This is a genomic window from Cellulophaga sp. 20_2_10 (genome assembly GCF_023476645.1).
In the GTDB taxonomy this organism is placed as follows: Bacteria; Bacteroidota; Bacteroidia; order Flavobacteriales; family Flavobacteriaceae; genus Cellulophaga.
Genome location: NZ_JAMCOJ010000005.1, coordinates 13452 through 35591, shown reverse-complemented (window position 1 = coordinate 35591; position 22140 = coordinate 13452). Strand labels below are relative to the sequence as shown.

At 32.9% G+C, this 22140-nt stretch carries 19 protein-coding genes; 7 read left to right on the top strand and 12 right to left on the bottom strand.

Features of this window, described 5'->3' with window-relative positions; genetic code table 11:
* Positions 1-128: 128 nt before the first annotated feature.
* Together M4I21_RS10915 and uvrC are read right to left on the bottom strand one after the other, a co-directional pair.
* Positions 129-2402 carry a patatin-like phospholipase family protein gene (locus M4I21_RS10915; protein ID WP_249559196.1) on the bottom strand — a complete coding sequence of 758 codons (2274 nt, stop codon included), beginning with the start codon at positions 2400-2402 and terminating at the stop codon, positions 129-131.
* A gap of 4 nt (positions 2403-2406) precedes the next feature.
* Positions 2407-4197, bottom strand: a complete 1791-nt coding sequence (gene uvrC / locus M4I21_RS10910) for an excinuclease ABC subunit UvrC (protein WP_249559195.1) — start codon at positions 4195-4197, stop codon at positions 2407-2409.
* Between the two features lie 354 nt (positions 4198-4551).
* Here uvrC and M4I21_RS10905 point away from each other — a divergent pair, with 354 nt between their 5' ends.
* The gene (locus tag M4I21_RS10905; protein ID WP_249559194.1) at positions 4552-5112 is read left to right on the top strand and encodes a 5-formyltetrahydrofolate cyclo-ligase; all 561 of its coding nucleotides are present in this window, start codon (positions 4552-4554) and stop codon (positions 5110-5112) included.
* On the opposite strand, the gene M4I21_RS10900 is transcribed toward M4I21_RS10905, so the two are convergent.
* From M4I21_RS10900 to ileS, 4 genes are read right to left on the bottom strand one after another with little or no spacing between them, the layout of a single operon-like run.
* Positions 5084-5722: a lipoprotein signal peptidase gene (locus M4I21_RS10900; protein ID WP_249559193.1), complete on the bottom strand. Its 639-nt coding sequence runs from the start codon at positions 5720-5722 to the stop codon at positions 5084-5086. The genes M4I21_RS10905 and M4I21_RS10900 overlap by 29 nt on opposite strands.
* Before the next feature lie 33 nt (positions 5723-5755).
* The gene (locus tag M4I21_RS10895) at positions 5756-6376 is read right to left on the bottom strand and encodes a DUF4097 family beta strand repeat-containing protein (RefSeq protein WP_249559192.1); all 621 of its coding nucleotides are present in this window, start codon (positions 6374-6376) and stop codon (positions 5756-5758) included.
* A gap of 37 nt (positions 6377-6413) precedes the next feature.
* Complete coding sequence (locus tag M4I21_RS10890; RefSeq protein WP_249559191.1) at positions 6414-6797, bottom strand: TraR/DksA family transcriptional regulator; 384 nt, start codon at positions 6795-6797, stop codon at positions 6414-6416.
* Between the two features lie 4 nt (positions 6798-6801).
* Entirely contained in the window at positions 6802-10203 is a 3402-nt protein-coding gene (gene ileS / locus M4I21_RS10885) for an isoleucine--tRNA ligase (RefSeq protein ID WP_249559190.1), read from the bottom strand.
* 340 nt (positions 10204-10543) lie between these two features.
* Here ileS and M4I21_RS10880 point away from each other — a divergent pair, with 340 nt between their 5' ends.
* Entirely contained in the window at positions 10544-10987 is a 444-nt protein-coding gene (locus tag M4I21_RS10880) for a hypothetical protein (RefSeq protein WP_249559189.1), read from the top strand.
* A 71-nt stretch (positions 10988-11058) separates the two neighbouring features.
* Here M4I21_RS10880 and M4I21_RS10875 read toward each other — a convergent pair whose 3' ends face one another.
* The 4 genes from M4I21_RS10875 to M4I21_RS10860 all read right to left on the bottom strand — a co-directional run bounded on the left by M4I21_RS10875 (position 11059) and on the right by M4I21_RS10860 (position 16913).
* Positions 11059-13488 carry a TonB-dependent receptor plug domain-containing protein gene (locus M4I21_RS10875; RefSeq protein ID WP_249559188.1) on the bottom strand — a complete coding sequence of 810 codons (2430 nt, stop codon included), beginning with the start codon at positions 13486-13488 and terminating at the stop codon, positions 11059-11061.
* Positions 13472-14191, bottom strand: a complete 720-nt coding sequence (gene recO, locus M4I21_RS10870; protein ID WP_249559187.1) for a DNA repair protein RecO — start codon at positions 14189-14191, stop codon at positions 13472-13474. Before recO ends, M4I21_RS10875 begins: the two co-directional genes overlap by 17 nt.
* Positions 14192-14309: 118 nt before the next feature.
* On the bottom strand, positions 14310-15653 hold the full coding sequence (gene gdhA, locus M4I21_RS10865) for an NADP-specific glutamate dehydrogenase (RefSeq protein ID WP_249559185.1): 1344 nt from the start codon (positions 15651-15653) through the stop codon (positions 14310-14312).
* Between the two features lie 105 nt (positions 15654-15758).
* Positions 15759-16913, bottom strand: a complete 1155-nt coding sequence (locus tag M4I21_RS10860) for a cystathionine gamma-synthase (protein ID WP_249559184.1) — start codon at positions 16911-16913, stop codon at positions 15759-15761.
* A 73-nt stretch (positions 16914-16986) separates the two neighbouring features.
* Between M4I21_RS10860 and M4I21_RS10855 the strand changes: the two genes are divergently transcribed.
* A complete protein-coding gene (locus M4I21_RS10855; protein WP_249559183.1) occupies positions 16987-17736 on the top strand; it encodes a DUF3298 and DUF4163 domain-containing protein in 750 nt (249 codons plus the stop codon).
* Positions 17737-17770: 34 nt separating this feature from the next.
* Here M4I21_RS10855 and M4I21_RS10850 read toward each other — a convergent pair whose 3' ends face one another.
* Entirely contained in the window at positions 17771-18232 is a 462-nt protein-coding gene (locus M4I21_RS10850; RefSeq protein ID WP_249559182.1) for a DinB family protein, read from the bottom strand.
* 102 nt (positions 18233-18334) lie between these two features.
* Here M4I21_RS10850 and M4I21_RS10845 point away from each other — a divergent pair, with 102 nt between their 5' ends.
* Positions 18335-18688 carry an arsenate reductase family protein gene (locus M4I21_RS10845; protein ID WP_249559181.1) on the top strand — a complete coding sequence of 118 codons (354 nt, stop codon included), beginning with the start codon at positions 18335-18337 and terminating at the stop codon, positions 18686-18688.
* Positions 18685-19584, top strand: a complete 900-nt coding sequence (locus M4I21_RS10840) for a DMT family transporter (protein WP_249559180.1) — start codon at positions 18685-18687, stop codon at positions 19582-19584. The genes M4I21_RS10845 and M4I21_RS10840 overlap by 4 nt, the downstream gene beginning before the upstream one ends.
* Here the strand turns inward: M4I21_RS10840 and M4I21_RS10835 are convergent.
* The gene (locus M4I21_RS10835; RefSeq protein ID WP_249559179.1) at positions 19581-20060 is read right to left on the bottom strand and encodes an acyl-CoA thioesterase; all 480 of its coding nucleotides are present in this window, start codon (positions 20058-20060) and stop codon (positions 19581-19583) included. The genes M4I21_RS10840 and M4I21_RS10835 overlap by 4 nt on opposite strands.
* A 139-nt stretch (positions 20061-20199) precedes the next feature.
* Here M4I21_RS10835 and M4I21_RS10830 point away from each other — a divergent pair, with 139 nt between their 5' ends.
* Together M4I21_RS10830 and M4I21_RS10825 are read left to right on the top strand one after the other, a co-directional pair.
* Positions 20200-21174 (top strand): NAD(P)H-dependent flavin oxidoreductase, encoded by a 975-nt coding sequence (locus M4I21_RS10830; RefSeq protein WP_249559178.1) that lies wholly within the window; start codon positions 20200-20202, stop codon positions 21172-21174.
* Between the two features lie 2 nt (positions 21175-21176).
* Positions 21177-22139 carry a YheT family hydrolase gene (locus M4I21_RS10825; RefSeq protein ID WP_249559177.1) on the top strand — a complete coding sequence of 321 codons (963 nt, stop codon included), beginning with the start codon at positions 21177-21179 and terminating at the stop codon, positions 22137-22139.
* Position 22140 lies beyond the last annotated feature (1 nt).

Here is a 22140-nt window from a genome sequence, read left to right as displayed (position 1 = left end):
GTCTCACCACATTGCCCTTAAGTGGGCGGTAATATCAATTCTAAATAGTAACATAAAATTTTTTTGTGATTACAAATATCGTAAAAAAATAATCTAATGATAGGAAGGGCAATTGTTAATTGTATAAATTAAAACCAATAGCCTACACTAAAAAACATATTTCCTTTATTTTGTTCCGGAGACCAAGAGTAGATAGCTTGTACTGGGCCTAAAAAAGATTCAAAACCATACCCTAGGCCATATCCTGTATAAGTGGGTAATTGAAACCATTCTGCTTTTCTAAAAATATCATCATCAACATTTGCAAAATTCGCAGCCAATAATAAGTGATTTTTTGGGCTAAATTCATAATCTAATCTTGTAGAGCCTTTTATATAGCTATTTCCGGGTAGGCTTAAAAAATCGTATCCAAGAAATGAAACAAAGTTGTTTCCTATGTTATTACCATAGCCTCCTAAGATAAAATCTAAAGATGTTACAGTTGAGTTTCCTAATTTAAACCCGCCGCCAGTTTCTATATTTAAAGATAAGTTTTTTGCTAATGGTATTGCTGCACCCATTGTAGCTTGTGCTATGGAAAATTCTTTAAAGTTATTATTATAGTCAGAAGAAAACATATAAAAGTGAAAGTCCCCACTAAAATATAAACCTTTACTAGGGAAATATTTATCGTTATAGGTATCTAACTTTAGTTGCGAGTATGTGCTAAAGTAGTTGCTTTTTTCAAAAATGGTTCTAAAATTAGAGTTTGCTCCATTTGTGCTACCTGTGGCGTTTTCTTTTTCTAGTGTACGTGTTGTATATTTTACAAACCTGTGTTCTGCACCTAAGCTAAAAGCAAACTCCTCATTCCATACTGTTTGTATGTAGGCTTGGTTTGTGAAGTTGGTAACATCTATGTTAATATTGCTTATTCCAGTGCTGGGTGTTGTAAAGTTAGATTTAATAATGTCATAGTCAATTTCATAATTAAAGTCGTTATAACTAGAGTTAAGGCCAAAACTCCAATAGAAACCTTTATCAATATAATACTGCATTTTATATCTAATATTATCACCTAAAATAAGATCAAAAGAGCCAACATCATCTTGTAGAAATATATTTTTCTTAGTTAGATTTATAATGGCAGCACTCTTGTAAATGTCATCATAATGGGCACCCATTTTAATAAACATTTTATTTTTGTTTTCCTTTAAGTTTAAAGCTAAAACAACTTCAGTCTCTTCAGAGTCCAACGATTCTTTCTTTTGTAGCTTGTATCTTATTGTTTTAAAGTTGTTAGTGGCTGCCAAGTTGTTAATGCCTTGTTGTAATTTAGAGAAAGATATTTTTTTATCAATATCTAGTCTTAGCTTACCTTTAATGTAGGCTCTAGTGTAATCTTCATTACCAGAAATAGACAATTTGTTTATAATGATAGAATCATTAACTTCTATTTGTTGGTGTGTTTTTGGTTTAGTAGTCTGTTGCTGTGCAATATTTGTTAACTCCGTGAATTTAATTTTAGCAGCTTCTTCTCCGGTTTTAATAATTTCTTTTCCAAAAGCAAAATCTATTACAGAGTATTTTTCTATAGCTGGTTTTATAAGGACATCGGTGTCTTTTGCTTTTTTCTTCATGTCACTAACCGTTCTGTAATTGTTAATTTGTAACAATACTTCGGTTCCTGAGCTAAGTTTGTCTCGGTTTGCTAGCCCGTCTTGCACATCAACACCAATAACAATTGTTGCGCCTAATTTTTTAAGTTTGTTTATTGGGTAATTGTTTACTACGCCGCCATCTATTAATATCTTATGTCCTATTTCAGCAGGTTCAAACAAAGAAGGGAATGTGCCACTTGCCATAATTGCTTCTGGTAAATAGCCGCTATTAAGTAAAACTTCCTGTCCTGTTTCTACGTCTGTGGCTATACAGAAAAACGGAATAGGTAGTTTATTAAAATCATCTGTGTCTTTAACGTGATACAATAATTTAACTAGAAGATTGTAAATGTTTTGGCCACTAGATATTGCCGAAGGAAATGAAACTTTAAATTTGTTAAACGGTAAACTAAGTGCATAGCGTTCTGCGTCTTCTTTATCGTAAAAAGTTTTTGCTCCTCGCGGTAAGTTGTCTTGTATTAGTTTGGCAACATCTATACTTCTAAATATGGAGTCTAATTCGTTAGCAGAATAGCCAGATGCGTATAGTGCGCCAATAATAGCTCCCATACTTGTACCGCCAATATAATCTATTTTTACACCTGCTTCTTCTATTACTTTAAGTGCTCCAATGTGGGCAAGTCCTTTTGCGCCACCGCCACTAAGTACTAGGCCAACCTTTATACTGTCATTCGGCATTGTGTTTTGCGCAAGGTTAGTTGCGCAAATAAAAAGTATAAGTAAGGTTATTGCGTTCTTCATTTTTTTAATGAAAGGTGTTATATATTTTTTTTGCTTTAGATACGCCAACTACTTCAGCTAGTTTTTCTATGCTTGCTTCTTTTATTCTTTTTACAGACTTAAATGTTTTTAAGAGATCTGTAGCTGTTTTTTCTCCTACGCCGTCTATGCTTTCTAATTCTGAGTCTATAGCGGCATTGCTTCTTTTTGTTCTGTGAAAAGTAATTCCAAATCTGTGGGCTTCATTTCGTAATTGCTGAATTATTTTTAGGCTTTCAGATTTTTTATCTAAATATAACGGAATTGAGTCGCCTGGGAAATAAATTTCTTCTAATCTTTTGGCAATACCTATAATTGCTATTTTTCCTCTAAGCCCTAAAAGATCTAAGCTTTTAAGGGCAGATGATAATTGTCCTTTACCACCATCTATAATAATAAGTTGGGGTAATGGTTGCTCTTCTTCTAGTAGTCTTTTGTAGCGTCTAAAAACAACCTCTTCCATAGAAGCAAAATCATCTGGACCAACAACCGTTTTTATATTAAAATGGCGGTATTCTTTTTTTGAAGGTTTGCCATTCTTAAAAACAACACAAGCCGCAACGGGGTTTGTACCCTGTATATTGGAGTTGTCAAAACACTCTATATGTCTTGGTTCTTGAGATAAACGCAAATCTGTTTTCATTTGCGCCATTATACGGTTGGTATGTCTGTCTGGATCTGTAACTTTTATTTGTTTAAAACGCTCCATTCTAAAGTACTTCGCATTTCTTTCAGACAGCTCTAATATTCTTTTTTTGTCGCCCAACTTTGGTATGGTGACTTTTAAATCTTGGTCTACTATTAATGGGAATGGTAAATATATTTCTCTAGAATGAGATTTAAAACGTTGTCTTATTTCTATGATGCCTAATTGAAGTAATTCTTCATCAGACTCGTTTAATTTTTTCTTTAACTCAAGTGTGTGCGACCGTATTATTGCACCATGCGATAATTGTAAAAAATTTATATATGCAAAGCTTTCGTCAGAAATAATAGAAAATACATCTACATTATTAATTTTGGGATTTACGATGGTTGTTTTGACCTGGTAATTCTCTAAAACTTCTATTTTTTCTTTAAAATCTTGAGCCTCTTCAAACCTCATTTCAGAAGCCAGTAGTTTCATTTGGTTTTTAAAATAGTGTAAAGAAGACTTGAAATTACCTTTTAATATATCTTTAATCTCTATAATTTGTCTTTGGTATTCTTCTGCAGATTGGTGGCCTTCACAAGGGCCTTTACAATTGCCTAAATGATATTCTAGGCAAACTTTGTATTTGTATGCGTTAATTTTTTCAGCAGACAAATCGTAGTTGCAAGTACGCAAAGGGTAAACACTTTTTATAAGGTCTAGTAGAACCCGTACAGTTTTCATATTTGTATACGGACCAAAATATTCTGAGCCATCTTTAATTAGATTTCTTGTGTAAAATACGCGAGGAAAACGTTCGTTCTTAATGCAAATCCAAGGATATGTTTTATCGTCTTTTAATAAAACATTGTACCTAGGTTGGTATTTTTTTATTAGGTTGTTTTCTAGTAATAAAGCGTCTGACTCTGTGTCTACTACAATGTGTTTTATATATACTATTTTTTTTACTAAAACCTTGGTTTTTCCGTACTCGTGATTCTTGTTAAAGTAGGAGCTAACTCTTTTTTTAAGATTTTTAGCTTTACCTACATATAATATTTTTTCATCTTTATCGTAGAATTGGTATACACCCGGATTGGCTGGCAGTGTACTTAATTGTAGTTTTATGGAAATTGTTTCCGACATAAAATAAAAATATTCTCTTCTCTAGTTTAATATAGTGAAAATACTATGTTTTTAAAGATCTAACTATGATTTTTTTAAATTTAACGATATAGCTTTATGTTTGTTTAAATGTGTTTTATATTGTTAAGAATACCTAAGAAAGGGTAGTATTCTTTATCTTAAAAATCCTTTTGACACATAAACTATGCACTTAGTCGATAATACTAAAATATTTTTGTTTACATTGTAGACTTAAACTTTTGAAAAGCATGGAGTTATACGTTGTGGCAATGGGTGCTTATTTAATAATGATGATTTTTTTGGTAATTTACGAAGCTATATCATCTGATAATAAGGATAGCACTAAACATACCAATGATTAAAAAAGAATTAAGAGCTAAGTATACTGAGTTAAGAAAAAACTTATCTATAAATGAGTCTGAAGATAAAAGCATAGAAATAGCAAATCAGTTATTAAAAATGCCAATCTGGGATTTTAATTATTATCATATTTTTTTAACGATTGAAGAGAAAAAAGAAATAGATACAAGTACGGTGCTTTCTATTTTACAGGGTAAAGACAAACATATTATTTTGCCTAAAATGAATGCAGATACTACGCTTACAAACTATTTACTTACGGATAGTACTGTGCTTAAAAAAAACAAATACAATGTACCAGAACCTTTAGATGGTATAGAAATTAGTACTTTAAAAATTGATGTTGTTTTTATTCCTCTTTTAGCTTTTGATAAAAAAGGAAATAGAATAGGGTATGGCAAAGGTTTTTACGATCAGTTTTTAAATGATTGTAAGGATGACGTACTAAAAATAGGATTATCTTTTTTTGAAGCCGAAGAAGTAATTACAGATGTTTATAAGGACGATGTTCCTTTAGACTATTGTGTTACGCCTCAACAGATTTATCGTTTTTAGCGCCAAAAGCCTTTTTGTTAAAAACCAGAAGGATACCAACACCAGTACTAATTGCTGTGTCTGCAACATTAAAAACAGGCTCAAAAAAGCTAAATGTATTGCCTCCTATTACTGGGATCCAAGAAGGCCAAACAGCATCTTGCACCATAGGAAAGTATAACATATCTACTACCTTTCCATGGAAAAGACTGCTATATGCATCATCAGAAAATAAAGTTGCAACCTTACCGTAGCTTTCATCAAAAAGAACACCGTAAAAAACAGAATCTATAATGTTACCCAATGCTCCGGCAAATATTAGAGATACTGCGAGTATTAATACTTTTGGAGCTTGTTTCTTAATTGTATCAAACAACCAATAACCAATACCTCCAACAGCAAATAATCTAAATACTGTTAGTATTAATTTCCCTGTACTATCTGCTATAGGGAATATGTCGCTTAACTTGGCTCCCCAAGCAGCTCCTTCGTTTTCTATAAATAGTATTTTAAACCAACTAAATACTTCAACAGATTGTTGATACGTAAAAGTTGTTTTTACATATATTTTACTTATTTGGTCTACTAATAAAATTAGTATTACAATTAGGGCAGATTTTTTTAAAGTCATTCTTTACAAGATAGATTCGGCAAAAATAGACAATTATTTGGTTTTAGAGATGTGTATGTTTCCTGTAATGGTAGATAAGTTGAAAATTATGTCGCCTTTTGTAAGTTTCTCAGCAACAATTGCTCCGTATTTAGATTTTGCTGTAATGTTTGCGTTATTGCTCTCTACCGTAATATTGCCACTTTGGGTAGTTACGGCAACTGTCTCTTCAATGCTTTTTAAAACACAATAACCGTCTGATAGTGATATATCTATGTTGTTGTACTTGCCAGATGCAGTTATGTTGGAGCTCTTGCCATACATTCTTACATTTTTGTAGTTTGGTAAGACAATATGTAAAGAGATAGATATTACTTTGTGAGCACTAAGCTTATCATTTGGATTGGTAAATGTTGGACTAAAGCCTGTGCTAATAAAAATACTAGAGGCTTCTTCTTTGATTTCTAAAAGTAAATCTTTTTGATACTCACCATCTATAGTAGCAGAAACAGTAACATCGTTTGTGTTGGTTGTTTCTATGGTAACCTCGTAACAGTTCTCAGTATTAATATTAATTAAAGAAATATGGTCGTTAAGTACAGACTTTTCTACAATTTTTTGGGCAACCAAAAAATTAAAAGAGAATGCAACTAATGTAATTATAAAAGATTTCATTTAATATATTAAAAAACGCCCTTAAGAGGGCGTTTGTTTATTTCTGCATATTTTTAGCTTCTATGCTAAGTGTTGCGTGTGGTACTAACTTTAAACGTTCTTTGTTTATTAGTTTCCCAGTAACTCTACATACGCCGTATGTTTTGTTTTCTATACGCAGTATTGCATTCTTTAAATCGCGAATAAATTTTTCTTGACGAATAGCTAATTGCGTATTTGCTTCTTTGCTCATTGTTTGTGAGCCTTCTTCAAAAGCCTTAAATGTTGGCGAGGTGTCATCGGTACCATTATTACCATCATTCATATAAGAACTTTTTAAAAGTTCCAAATGCTCTTTAGCTTTACTTATTTTTTCGGTAATAAGAACTTTAAATTCTTCTAAGTCTTTATCGCCGTATCTCACGTTTAATTCTTGCGCCATAGTTTTAATGTTTTTGGATAAACAATTTTGTATTTACTTCATCAAAAGCAATTGTTGTGCCATTGTCCAGTTTTTCCTCAAAATTAAGTTCCGCTGTTAATGTTTCAGTTTTAATATAAGCTATGTTGTCTGCAACAGCATTTTCTAAATAGCTATTTTTCAATATTTTTATATCAATCTTGTCTGTTACTTCAAAACCAGATTCTTTTCTTAGATTTTGTATTCTGTTTACTAGTTCTCTTGCAATACCTTCTTTTCTAAGATCGTCACTAATTGTAACATCTAGAGCAACCGTTAAGCCACCAGAACTAGCAACTAACCAACCCTCTATATCTTGAGACAAAATCTCTACATCTTGCAGCTGTAAATTAATACTTTTATTATCAATTGCAATAATTATTTCACCGTTTTGCTCAATTTTTTGAATGTCATCTTGCTCTAATTTACTTACTGCATTGGCAATCAGCTTCATATCTTTACCGTACTTAGGGCCTAAAGTTTTGAAGTTTGGTTTTATTTGTTTTACCAAAATGCCAGAGGCATCATCTAAAAGTTCTATTTCCTTTACGTTTACTTCGGACTTAATTAAATCTGCAACGGCTTCTATCTCGTGTTTTTGTTTTTCGTCTAATACAGGAACCATTATTCTTTGTAATGGTTGGCGTACTTTTATTTTTTCTTTTTGACGAATAGACAATACTAATGACGATATAGTCTGTGCTTTTTCCATTTTACTTTCAAGCTCCTTATTTACTAAAGCTTCATTGTATTTTGGAAAGTCAGCCAAATGTACACTTTCCGCTTTTTCTTTAGTTGTTGCCTGGGTTAAATCTTTGTAAAGTCTGTCCATAAAGAACGGAGCAATAGGGGCAGATAATTTAGCAACCGTTTCTAAACAAGTGTATAGCGTTTGGTAGGCAGATATTTTATCTTGTTGATAGTCTCCTTTCCAGAAGCGTCTTCTACATAAACGAACATACCAATTACTTAAATTTTCTTGTACAAAGTTAGATATAAGTCTAGCTGCCTTTGTAGGTTCGTAATCCTCGTAAGCTAAATCTACCTTATTAATTAAGGTATGTAGTTCAGATAATATCCATTGATCTATCTCTGGGCGCTCTTCTAATGCAATGTCTTCTTCTGTATAGCTAAAGTCATCTATGTTAGCGTAAAGCGAGAAGAAAGAGTAGGTATTGTATAGAGTACCAAAGAATTTTCTTTTTACTTCTGCAATACCTTCTAAGTCAAACTTTAAATTGTCCCAAGGGTTTGCATTAGAGATCATATACCAACGAGTGGCATCTGGTCCGTAAGTGTTCATAGTTTCAAAAGGATCTACAGCATTACCTAAACGCTTAGACATTTTTTTTCCTTCTTTATCTAAAACTAAACCGTTAGACACAACATTTTTATATGCAACAGAGTCAAACACCATTGTAGAAATTGCGTGCAACGTATAGAACCAACCACGTGTTTGATCTACGCCTTCAGCAATAAAATCTGCAGGATACGCTTTGTTATCGTCTATTAATTCTTTGTTTTCAAAAGGATAATGCCATTGTGCATATGGCATAGAGCCACTATCAAACCAAACATCTATTAAATCGCTTTCCCTTTTCATTGGTTTACCGCTAGCAGAAACCAATGTAATTTGATCAACAATGTTTTTATGAAGATCTATTTTGTCGTAGTTGTCTTCAGACATATCACCCACAACAAAATCTTCAAAAATGTCTTTTTCTAGAATGCCAGCAGCAACAGATTTAGACATTTCTTCTTTTAATTCTGATACAGAGCCTATTATTATTTCTTCTTTGCCATCTTCAGTTCTCCAAATTGGTAAAGGAATACCCCAATAACGAGATCTAGATAAGTTCCAGTCATTTGCATTAGCTAACCAGTTGCCAAAACGTCCTTCACCTGTAGATTTAGGTTTCCAGTTTATAGTTTCGTTTAGGTTAAACATTTTATCTTTTACATCTGTTACCTTAATAAACCAAGAGTCTAATGGGTAGTAAAGTATAGGTTTGTCTGTGCGCCAGCAGTTAGGGTAGCTATGCACATATTTCTCTACTTTAAATGCTCTGTTTTCTTCTTTTAATTTTATGGCAATTTCTACGTCTATAGAACGCTCTGGTGCTTCACCGTCGTTGTAATATTCGTTTTTAACATATTTGCCACCTAGTTCTTTTAGTTCTTTTCTAAATTTACCTTGTAAATCCACTAAAGGAACAGGATTGTCATTTTCATCTAATACCAACATTGGTGGTATTTCTGGTGTTGCCTGTTTGGCAACCATTGCATCATCTGCACCAAAAGTTGGGGCAGTATGTACTATACCAGTACCATCTTCTGTAGTTACAAAATCACCAGATATTACTCTAAATGCATTTTCTGCATTTTGGTAAGGCAGTACATAATCCATTAATTGCTCATAAGTAGCATTAACAAGGTCTGTACCTTTAACTTCTGCTAAAACTTTATAGGGTATTTTTTTGTCTGTAGCAGTGTAGTTTGTAAAATCATCATCACTTTCTGCAGCTATAAATTTACCGCTAAATTGTTTGTTTAATAAACTTTTAGCTAGGATTACTTTAGCAGGCTCAAATGTATATTGATTAAAAGTTTGCACTAAAACATAATCTATCTTAGGACCAACAGTTAATGCTGTGTTAGACGGTAATGTCCAAGGGGTTGTTGTCCAAGCTATAAAAAAGACATCACCTTCTACATTTTTAAATGCCTCTGGCAGTGTTTCTTTATTTGCTTTAAACTGTGCAGTTACAGTGGTGTCTGTAACATCTTGGTATGTTCCAGGTTGGTTTAGCTCGTGAGAACTAAGACCTGTACCAGCTTTTGGTGAATAGGGTTGTATTGTATAGCCTTTGTAAATAAGATCCTTATTGTATATCTGCTTTAGTAGCCACCAAACAGATTCCATATATTTAGACTTATACGTTATGTATGGATCTTCCATATCTACCCAATACCCAGTTTGTTCGGTCATTTTGTTCCAAACGTCTGTGTAACGCATCACCGCCTTTTTACAAGCAGCGTTGTATTCTTCTACAGATATTTTTTTACCAATATCTTCTTTAGTAATACCTAATTCTTTTTCTACACCAAGTTCTATTGGTAGACCATGCGTATCCCAACCAGCTTTACGCTTAACTTGGAATCCTTTCATAGTTTTATAACGAGGAAAAATATCTTTAATAGTACGCGCCATTACGTGGTGTATACCAGGCATACCATTTGCAGATGGCGGTCCTTCAAAAAAGACATATCCTTCTTTGCCCTCTCTGTTCGTAACACTTTTTTCAAAAATATTATTCGCTTTCCAGTATTCTAGTATGTTCTCTGCTACCTTTGGTAGGTCTAATCCTTTATATTCCTCAAACTTCATATTAAGTGCTTCTGGTACTACATTTTAAGTTTGCAAAACTAATGAATTTTGAGTGAATAATAGTTTTTCAAAATACAAAAGCGTAGTCTTTTTATTGCTTTCCTTTTTTTTAGTGATTTATAGATGAATTTATCTTTGTTTTGTGAGTTAAAGAGAAAGCTTTTGTAAGAAATAAAAATGATTTTTTAACGTTTATAAAACGTTATGTTTTAAACAATTATTAAAGTTTTTAAGGTTTTCTTAACATAAATACCAAAGTTTTTTTTAGTTTTGCACATCTAAAATATGTTTTAACACGTAGATTAGGTGTAACATAACAAACAATAAAAACTAAAAAAGAATGAAAAAATTAATCTTAGGTTCTGCATTAATGTTAGCTGTAAGTGTATCATTTGTTTCTTGTAAAGAAGCTACTGATAAAGCAAAAGAAGCTACTGAAGAAGTAGAAAAGGCTGCAGAAGAGACTGCAAACAAAACTAAAGAAGTTGTTGAGGATACTAAAGAAGCTGTAAATGAAGCTGTTGATGGTGTTCCTAGTTTTGACGATGCTGCAGTAGCAGAATATGTTAAAACATATGACGAATACGTAGCAGAATATAAAGAAGCTGCTGAAAGCAAAAATATGACAGCTCTTGCTGCACTTGGTACTAAATCTCAAGAATTAGCTACTAAATCTCAGGATGTAATGAAAAACCTTTCTGCTGATGATGCTAAAAAGTTAACAGAATATATGACAGCTAAGTCTAAAGAATTGCAAGAATATGCAACTAAAATGACTAACTAAGATATATTTTTAAGATATACTTTAAAAGCTCGATTATTAACTTAATCGGGCTTTTTTTATGTCTAAACTTTTTAAAATTGATAGCTAATTGAGGAAATTAAGTTTGTCCCTGGCGCTACAATACCAGAAGAATAAGTTCTGTAGCGTTGATTAGTTATGTTTTCCCAGCCAAGAGTAGCTTTTATTTTATTTGTGATTTGGTAACTGGTATGTAAGTTTAGGGTTTGCCAATTAGGACTGTATGGGTTTCCGTTACTGTCTGCTGCATAAATGTAATCTTTACTACGTTCTGATGATGATAAGTTGTTGTATGAAACTTCACCATTAAAATTTAAGAATAAATCTGTTTTTAATTTATCGTTTTTCCAGATTAAATGTACATCTCCAAAAGTAGGAGCAACGTGTCTCCCAGGAGACTCCGTGCCATCTTCTTCTTCCTCAATGCCTTTTGTAAATGTTAAGTTAGATGATAGTGATAAGTGCTCCGTAAAATATGCATCTACGCCAAATTCAAATCCATGAACATAAGCCTTGGCTGCATTTTGTATTGCCTGTACATTGCTTAATTCTCCGTGGTATTCTATTTCGGTTTCACCATTAAAAGTAAAATCTCTACGCACTAGGGCATCAACTAAGTACGTATAGAATGCGGCTCCTTTAATAATAACCTTGTCGTTAAAGTTTTTTTGAATTCCTAAATCAACGTTGTACGCATACTCTGCCTCTAAGTTTGGATTAGGAACCACGACAGAACCAGGTTCCGAATCAAAAATTTTACCAACATCATCTATATTTGGAGCTCTAAAACCTGTAGAACCATTAAATGTAACCTGAAAACTTTCTTTAGGAAACCAGCTTAGTCCAATGCTTCCAGTTAATGCACCCGCGTTTAAATTTGCATCATCAAACGGAAATGGATAAAATGTCTTGTCAAATTCAGCATTAATCCAAACGTGACTATAACGTAAACCAGACAACAGGGTTAGGTTAGGTTTTGCTTTGTATTCAGCGTTAATATAACCAGCTGTTGTTTGCCACCTAGAATCATCGGGGTATCTAGATGCGGCGTTTGTAATCTGGTTGCTTTCTGTATCGGATTCAAAACCTTTAGAGTTTATCTTGTTAAATACATATTCTAAACCATAATAAAGACGTAAGTCTCCAATTCTTTTGTTTTCAAAATCTATATTAGTAGAAAAAGCATCTACATCTTCTTCTGTGGTACTTAATGTTTTAGAACCAAAATCTCTATCGTTCCTGCTTTCTCCAAAATGCTGATATGCTGCGTTTATTTTTAACCGATCATAAAATTTACCTTTGCCATGGTGCTGCATTCCTAGTTTGCTCATAAACCACTCTTGTGGGCCATAATACCATTCTGCTGAACGTAACCCCGTTTCGTCTTTAGAAGGCCTAATAAGTCGGTCGTATCTGCTAAAGTCAGATGTTTCAGAAAAGTACAATCCTAAGTCGTAATTCCAGTTATTGTTTGGTTTAAATGCAATTTTCTGCATTGCATTAATTTGATTGTAGCCAGACGTTACTTGTTTTTTAGGGTTGCTATTAATTGTTAGTATGTCTTCATTATTTATAGTCTCTGCATAATTTTGTCTTAAGTAAGAGTCAGGACCATGTTCACCCATTTTTAAATCGCCAAAATCGCTATACGTAACACTTGTTAAAAAGGCCCATTTTTGTTTGCCGTAGTTTATGTCTGCATGTATTGTGTTTTCTGAGTTTGCAGTAGAAAATCTATATGTGGTGTTGCCTAGTACATTTGCTTCTTCGGTTTTTGAAAACACAGGTTTTTTAGCATAAAAATTTAGAACGCCACCTATAGCATCACTACCATAAATAACCGATCCAGGACCAAAAATAACCTCAGTATTGCTTATGGAAAAAGGATCTATAGCAATAACGTTTTGTAGGTTGCCACCCCTAAATATAGCGTTGTTCATACGTACACCGTCTACAGTTATTAAAAGTCTGTTGGTTGCAAACCCTCTAATCATAGGGCTTCCTCCGCCAAGCTGACTTTTTTGCACAAATATTTTGCCACTTTTCTGTAGCAAGTCGGCAGCCGTTTGGGGATTGGTAAAGGCAATTGTTTTCTCGGAAATGGATACAACCTTTTGTGGTATGTCCTTTTTTTGTTGCTCCCATTTAGAGACAGACATTACAATACCATCTAATTCTTCTACAGCTAAAACCAAGTAGATGGTTTCTCCTCTTTTTAAAAGTAAATTTTTTGTTGTTTTTTTAGTTTGATAACCAATATGTTTTAGAGTAATGCGTTCGTTTTTATTAAAAACGGAAAGATTTGCGCTACCATTAAAACTAGTTAAGGCTGTTTTGCTTTTATCAGAATTAAAGATAGCAACATCTTGTATTGGTTCTTTTGTATCTTGATCTAAAATTATAATTTCTTGAGCAAAAATGCTGTTGAAGAAGAATAAAAAAAGAATAAAAAAAGCTTTGTTCATACTAACTAAAAATTTCATTTAAAATAACAAGAGATTTTGGTTTTCTAAATCCTTGTAAATGTAATTCAAAATACAGAATAAGTGACTTTAGTAAATCTTGCCGGTCTGTTTTATTCATCTTTACGGTATATATTGCATCAAAATTTGTGCCTAAAAACATTTTAAAGTAGTTTAAATTTTTTCCTTCTAAAATGGGATTTAAAGAGGGTTTATTTATGAAACTACCTTCAACTAAATCAAAATAGAAAAAACCATTGTTCTTACGATCTGGATAAAAGCCTAAATACTTGGTAATACTAAGTAAAAAATGTAGATGAAAGTTCGCAATTTGTGTTTCTGTATCTAGCCATTGCAGGGAAGCTTCTATATAATTAAACAGGTTCTCGTTTGGCTCTTCTTCTAATAAACTATTGCTTAGCATTTCTGCTAGAAACTGCGCCATTGCATTTTTTGCAATAGAAGTGTGTAGTGTCTGGTAATGGTAGCTAGTTTTGGCTTCTCTAATGCTCTCTAAAGTACCTTTGTTTTTATGAACGGCAACTAACTCTAATTGTGTTAGTGGTTGAAAATAAGCAGCTTTAACTTTTCCTTTTTTAGATGATAAAACGCCTTTTAGTAAATAAGATTTTAAACCGTCTGATAGGGTATATGCTTTTACAATTAAGCTATTGTCTCCATATTTAAGTGCAGAAAGAACTATAGCTTTGGTGGTTACTTGCATTTATTTTTTTTAGTTATTGTAAATATAGTGATTTGGAATAGTAGTGGTTTTTAGATGAAAGCAAAAAAAAGCTCCATTAAGTTAAACCTAATGGAGCTTTTAAAATATATGTTATGTTTTAAATAACGCCTTGAGCTAACATAGCATCTGCAACCTTAACAAAACCAGCAATATTTGCTCCTTTTACATAGTTACAGTAACCATCTTTGTCCTTACCATATTCAATACAAGAATTATGAATATCTTCCATAATTACTTTTAATCTTTGGTCTACTTCTTCTCTTGTCCAGCTAATACGTAAAGAGTTTTGAGACATTTCTAAACCAGATGTTGCAACACCACCAGCATTAGATGCTTTTCCTGGAGCAAATAATATTTTTGCCTCATGGAATTCGTGAATAGCTTCTGGAGTAGAAGGCATATTTGCACCTTCTGCAACACAAATACATCCGTTTTTAATTAATGATTTAGCAGCATCGCCACCAAGTTCATTTTGTGTAGCACATGGTAAAGCAATATCACAAGCAACATTCCAAGGAGTTTCTCCTTTGTGGAAAGATGCAGATGCATATTTGTCTGCATACTCAGAGATACGACCTCTTTTGTTGTTCTTAAGATCCATAACAAAAGCAAGCTTTTCTTCGTCTATACCATCTTTATCAAGAATGTAACCTTGAGAATCAGATAAAGTTAAAATCTTTGCTCCTAATTGTAACGCTTTTTCTGCAGCATATTGTGCAACATTACCAGAACCAGAGATTACAACATTTTTACCAGAAAAATCTTGACCTTGAGTTTTAAGCATACTTTGTGCAAAGTAAACTGTACCGTAACCGGTAGCTTCTGGTCTTATTAAAGAACCACCCCAAGAACGTCCTTTACCAGTTAAAACACCTGTAAATTCGTTTCTAATTTTTTTGTACATTCCAAAAAGGAATCCAATTTCTCTACCACCTACACCTATGTCACCAGCAGGTACATCTGTATTAGGACCAATATGACGACTAAGTTCACCCATAAAAGCATGGCAAAAGCGCATTACTTCATCATCGGATTTTCCTTTAGGATCAAAATCAGATCCACCTTTACCGCCACCCATTGGTAGTGTAGTTAAGCTGTTTTTAAATACTTGCTCAAAAGCTAAGAATTTAAGAATACTAGCATTTACACTTGGATGAAAACGTAAACCACCCTTGTATGGTCCTATGGCAGAGTTCATTTGTACTCTATACCCTCTGTTTACGTGGATGTTTCCATTGTCATCTACCCATGATACTCTAAAAGAAATTAATCTTTCAGGTTCTACCATACGTAAAAGAATGTTTTTACCATTGTAAATATCATGATCAGCAATATAGGGGATTACTGTCTCGGCAACTTCTTGTACCGCTTGGATAAATTCAGGCTCATGACCGTTACGGGTCTTAACCTCATCCATAAATGCATTTATTTTTGCTTCCATATAGAAACCTTTATAATTGTTAAATTATTGAATTAAAATTATAACGGCAAAATTATACTATTTATATAATTTAAACCTTCTTTTTTTAAATTTTTGATAAAATCATTATCCTATAGCTTGTTTTAGGTCGTCTATAAGGTCATTCTCGTCTTCAATACCAACGCTAAGTCTAATTAAAGCATCTACAATTCCACTTTGTTCTCGCTCTTCTTTGGGTATACTTGCGTGCGTCATACTTGCGGGGTGTCCTGCTAAACTTTCTACACCGCCTAAACTTTCAGCTAGTGTAAAAACCTCTAACTTTTTAACTATGTTTATAGCATCATCATAATTTGCTCCTTTTGGAATAAAAGATAGCATACCTCCAAAATCCTTCATTTGATTTTTTGCTATTTCATAATTAGGATGTGTGTCAAAACCAGGCCAAAATACTTTTTCTACTTTAGGGTGGTTTGCTAAATAGGTTGCAATAGCTTTTCCGTTTTCACAATGTCGCTGCATTCTAACATGTAATGTTTTTATGCCTCGTAATACCAAAAAACTGTCCATAGGTCCGCAAATTGCACCACTTGCTTTTTGTATAAAGTATAATTTTTCTGCTAGCTCTTTGTCATTTACAATTAATGCGCCCATAACAACATCACTATGGCCTCCTAGATATTTTGTGGCAGAATGCATAACAATATCGGCACCTAAATCTAATGGTGTTTGTAAATAAGGAGTAGCAAAAGTGTTGTCTACCGCTAATGGTATGTTGTGTTTTTTGGCAATTTTACTAGTGGCAACAATGTCAATAATATTCATCATTGGGTTTGTTGGTGTTTCTACCCAAATAAGTTTTGTGTTACTATTAACGTAGTTCTCTATATTGCTGGCATTACCCATTTCAACAAAATGAAATGTAATACCAAATTTTTCATAAATTTGTTTAAATAAACGGTAACTACCACCATATAAATCACTCGTAGAGATAACTTCGTCACCAGGACTTAAAAGTTTAATAACCGCATCTATTGCAGCTATACCACTTCCAAAAGCAAGTCCGTAATTTCCGTTTTCAATGCTAGCCAAAGACTTTTCTAAGGCTGTTCTAGTAGGATTTGCACTTCTAGAATACTCGTACCCTTTGTGCTCACCGGGAGAAGTTTGTGCATATGTAGAGGTCTGGTAAATTGGGGGCATAACAGCTCCGTAGGCCTTATCTGGTTCTTGGCCTCCATGAATAGTTTTGCTGTTAAATTTTAAGTTATTTTTGCCCACACTTCTTTAATTATAACACAAATGTATCGTTATCTTTGCAAAGTACAACGCTGTTAAACAATCTTATTTTCCTATGAATCATAAATTTTTCTTATTCCTTTTTTTAGTCGTATTAATTGGATGTAATAACAAAAAAGAAATTTCTTTTGAGGCCTTACATATTTCAACAGAAAAAGAGATAAATAAACCATTAGTAATAGTTAACGTGCCAAAAGCTATTAAGGATACAAAAGTGGCAGCGGCAATTAACCAAGTTATAAAAGATAAAATAATAGCACTTCTGATTTTTGATGATGATATTGCTGTTGATAATATAGATGATGCAATTTCATCGTTGAACGAAGAGTTTTTGAGTGTAAAAGAAAAAATTCCAGGAGACGCAACACGTTGGGAAGTAACAATAAACGGTGAAGTGGTTTATGAAACTGATAAAATAATTACTATTGATTTAGAAACTTATGAGTTTACTGGCGGTGCACACGGATATGAATCTAGTATTTTGTTAAATTTTGACGTTGTAAAAGGTGAACTAATACCAAATGAAGAATTGTTTGCAAGCAAGGAAGCATTTTATAATTTGGCAGAAACTAAATTCAGAACACAAGAAAAAATTCCGGCAGAAGGACCTATTAACGATACTGGATTTATGTTTGAAGAAGAAGTTTTTATGCTTCCTATCAATATAGGGTATACTAAAGACGGGCTAAGGTTACTTTATAACACTTATGAGGTTGGTTCTTATGCAGATGGGCAAATAGAGGTTCTTTTGCCATATACAGAAGTAAACCAAATGTTGGCTATAAAAGGTGAAGAAAAAGAGTAACTTTTAATTAAAAATTACTCTTTAATTAGTTTCGTTATTTACCAACGTTTCTTTTAAGTGCTAAAATAGCGCCTATGTGTATTCCTTCATGCATGGCATTAAATTTCATAGCTTCTACAGCGTTACTCAATGTTACATTAAGACTTGTAGTGTACGCATTGTAATTTTTGAAATTACCAGCTTTGTAATCTGCTTGAGTCTGGTCTAAAGTAGAAAATAAAAGGTCTTTAATTTGTGCTATTTCCTCCTCTGTAGCGTTGCCATCCGGGGTAGTTCCTTTTTTAAACTTTTCTACCATTTCATCAGAAACTAACATAGGCATACCACTAAACTTATAAACTAGTAATTGTTGGGTAACAACTACGTGTGCTATGTTCCACCAGATATTGTTGTTGAAGTTCTTAGGTATTTCTAAAAGTAACTCTTTAGGAGTTTCTTCTAAAATTTTAAATAGTATTTTTCTAATCTGCTTAGAAGTGTCAATTAAATATTCCAAAATTATGTTTTTTGATAAAAATAGTACAATTCAGTCAAATTGGGTTTCTTTGTACTAAGTTTTTTGTTTCTCTAATTACTCCGTGAAAATTATAAATTTAAGATGAAGAAAATATACTATTTAAGTACTTGCGATACTTGTAAGAGAATATTAAAAGAATTACAACCTTTAGATGATTTTTTGCTGCAGGATATTAAAACTGATGCTATGACTGATGCCCAAGTAACCGAAATGTATAGTTTATCTGGTAGTTATGAATCTCTTTTTAGTAAAAGAGCGCGTTTATATAAAGAAAAAGGCTTAGCTGATAAAGAATTACAAGAGTCAGATTATAAAGATTTAATACTAGAACATTATACTTTTTTAAAGCGCCCTGTAATTTTAGTAGACGAAGCTATTTTTATTGGTAACAGTAAAAAGGTTGTTGCTGCAGCTAAAGAAAAAATACATAATTGAGTAAAAGAACACTAGCAATATTAGCTTGCCTTGGCGCTACTACAATATATGGGTTAAACCACACTATTGCAAAAGGAGTAATGCCAACCTATATAAAACCTTTTGGATTTATTATGGTGCGTTTACTGGGAGCATCGTTCTTGTTTTGGGCTTGTTCGTTTTTTATGCCAAAACAAAAAATAGAACGTCAAGACTGGGGCAGAATGTTTATCTGTGCTTTAACAGGTATGGGGATTAATATGCTTACTTTTTTTAAAGGACTAGAGTTATCTACACCAATTAATAGTGCTGTTTTAATTACGCTTGTTCCCATATTGGTGGTTGTAATGTCGGCTCTATTTATAAAGGAAAAAATATCAGTACAAAAAAGCCTAGGCATAGGCTTAGGTTTAGTAGGCGCACTGTTTCTTATATTATATGGAGCAGAATTAAGACAAGATGCTCCAAATATTCCGTTAGGCAATATTCTGTTTATTGTAAACGCAATTAGTTTTGGAATCTACTTGATTGTAATTAAAAAACTACTTGAAAAGTATCATATGTTTACGCTTTTAAAGTGGCTTTTTACAATTGGACTTGTAATTTGTTTTCCAATTACAATATCAGAATTTAGAGAAATAGAATGGAGTACTATACCTTTAGAGGGTGTTAGTGCAATAGTATTTGTAATTATAGGGACTACATTTTTAACCTACTTGTTTAATGTATATGGTTTGTCTCAGTTAAAAGCGTCTACTGTAAGTGCGTTTTCTTACGCACAACCACTAATAGGTATTTTATTTGCTGTTGTTGCGGGTAAAGATGAGTTAAATACAGTAAAAGTTGCAGGCACAGCCCTAATAATAGTAGGACTATACTTAGCTACTAAAAAAGCTAAGATAAAATCTCAGGTTTAAATTTTTAAATCTTTTGGTTGTTTTGCGTGTTTACGGGTATCTTCTTTGGTAAGTACTTTAAAGTCTTCAGATTTTTCAACTTTAGAAAAAGCAGTCATAAATTCTTCAGGTAGACCTGTTAAACTTCTAGATTTTAAATCTATCCAAGCGCCTAATATTTCGCAGTGAGCAAAATTTCTTCCTTTAGAATCAAAAAAATTATGATGAAATTTAAAGAATTTTCCATCTTCACTTAATCCCATTAATTCTAGGGAAACTTTTACTGGTTTGCCAAAAAATGCCTCTTTAAAATAATAAATGTGCTCGTAGAAAACAACAGGTCCTATATTATTGGTGGCCATTGTTTTTTGATTAAATCCAAGTTCCATTAAAAAGCCCATTCTAGTCTGACTCATATAATTAACGTAGGCAGAATTGGCTAGGTGCCAATTTGCGTCTATATCACTCCAGCGAATTTCAAATTCTTTTAAGTACATATTTTTTTCAGAATTAATTGTTATGCATGCATACTAAATGATAAAAATACTATAGTTTTGAGAAACTAAAACATATTTACCCTTTAAAAAGTAGTTAAATTTCTACTTTTTTGGTCTTAACATAATAAAAATTGTAGTTATGAGAACAGTAGCCCCTTTTGTAAAAGAACTTTCTTTACCGGTTATAGCCGCACCAATGTTTTTAATTTCGGGACCAAGCTTGGTTGTTGAATGTTGTAAAAACGGAATTGTAGGTACTTTTCCGGCATTAAACCAACGTACAAGTGAGGGTTTTGAAGAGTGGCTAATTCAAATTAAAGCAGAATTAAAAACTTTTGAAGAAGAGACTGGAAAAAAAGCAGCACCTTTTGGGGTAAATCTAATTGTTCATCAAACTAATCCTAGGTTAGAGGCAGATCTTATGTTGTGTATAAAACATAAAGTGCCATTAATAATTACGTCTTTAGGAGCCGTTTCACAGGTAGTAGATGCTGTGCACAGTTATGGCGGATTGGTTTTTCATGATGTTATAAAAAAGCGTCATGCAGAAAAAGCATCTGAGGCTGGTGTAGATGGTTTAATTGTGGTTGCAGCTGGAGCCGGTGGTCATGCAGGAACCTTAAATCCTATGCCTTTAGTTGCAGAAATTAAAAAGTTCTTTACAAAAACGGTTATTCTTTCTGGTTGTATTAGTACAGGTAGAGATATCGCTTCTGCAATGCAAATGGGAGCAGATGTTGCTTATATGGGTACTCGTTTTATTAATACTAAAGAAAGTAAGGCTACAGAAGATTATAAGCAAATGATTATTGATGCAGGTGCTAGTGATGTTGTGTATACCGCATCTATATCTGGTGTACATGCAAACTTTTTAGGCGCTAGTTTAAAAGCGGCTGGTATTACAGAAGATGATCTTAAAAAAGATACTAAAATAGATTTTGGTAAGGAAATGGATACAGAAGCTAAAGCTTGGAAAACAATTTGGTCTGCGGGTCAAGGTGTAACCAATATAACTAATGCTGTTTCTGTTACAGAATTAGTTTCAAATTTAAAAACTGAATTTGTAGATGCCATAGAGGAACAACAGAAATTATTAGAAGTATATCCTAAGTAAAATTGCCAATATTAGAATCAACATACAATCCTTCTTTTTTATTTAAAAGTGGGCATTTTTCAACTTTGTACACAGGTTTGTTTCGTTCGGTAGAAAAGCCAGCGCAACAAAGAGAGCGTATTTATTTAGAAGATGGAGATTTTTTAGATTTAGACTGGAGCTTTACATCTGTAAAAACAACTAAAGTAGCTGTTGTTTTGCACGGTCTGGAGGGCAATGCACAACGACCTTATATTTTAGGAGCAGTACAGCAATTATTGCAGAATAACTATTCGGTTTGTGCTGTTAACCTAAGAGGGTGTAGCGGAGAGACTAATATTTTGTATAGATCTTACCATTCTGGTGCTACAGAAGATTTAGATGCAGTTGTACAACATATTGTTAAGTTGAATAAATACTCAGAAATTATACTTCAAGGTTTTAGCCTAGGAGGAAATCTTGTGTTAAAGTATGTAGGTGAAGAAAGGTTGCTTTCTAAAGAGATTAAGGCAGCTGTAGGTGTTTCTGTACCGTGTAGTTTAGGCAGTTCTTTGCAAGAATTATTAAAGCCTAAGAATGTCTTATATGCTACAAATTTTAAAAAACGTTTGATTGAAAAATTAAAGATAAAGCAACAGCAATTTCCAGATAAAGTAACTACAGCAGAAATTAAAAAGATTAAGACCTTAAAAGATTTTGATGATGTGTATACAAGTAGGGCAAACGGATTTAAAAATGCTATAGATTATTATAATAAGGCAAGTTGTTTGCAATTTTTACCAGATATAAAAATACCAACACTAATTTTAAATGCAAAAAATGATTCTTTTTTAGGAGAAGCTTGCTATCCTCTAGAAGAAACTAAGGCAAATAGCAACTTGTTTTTAGAAATACCGTTGTACGGAGGTCATGTTGGGTTCTATGGCGATAATAACATAACATATGCAGAAAAAAGGGTAGTTAAATTCTTAGAAGAGCATGTTTAAA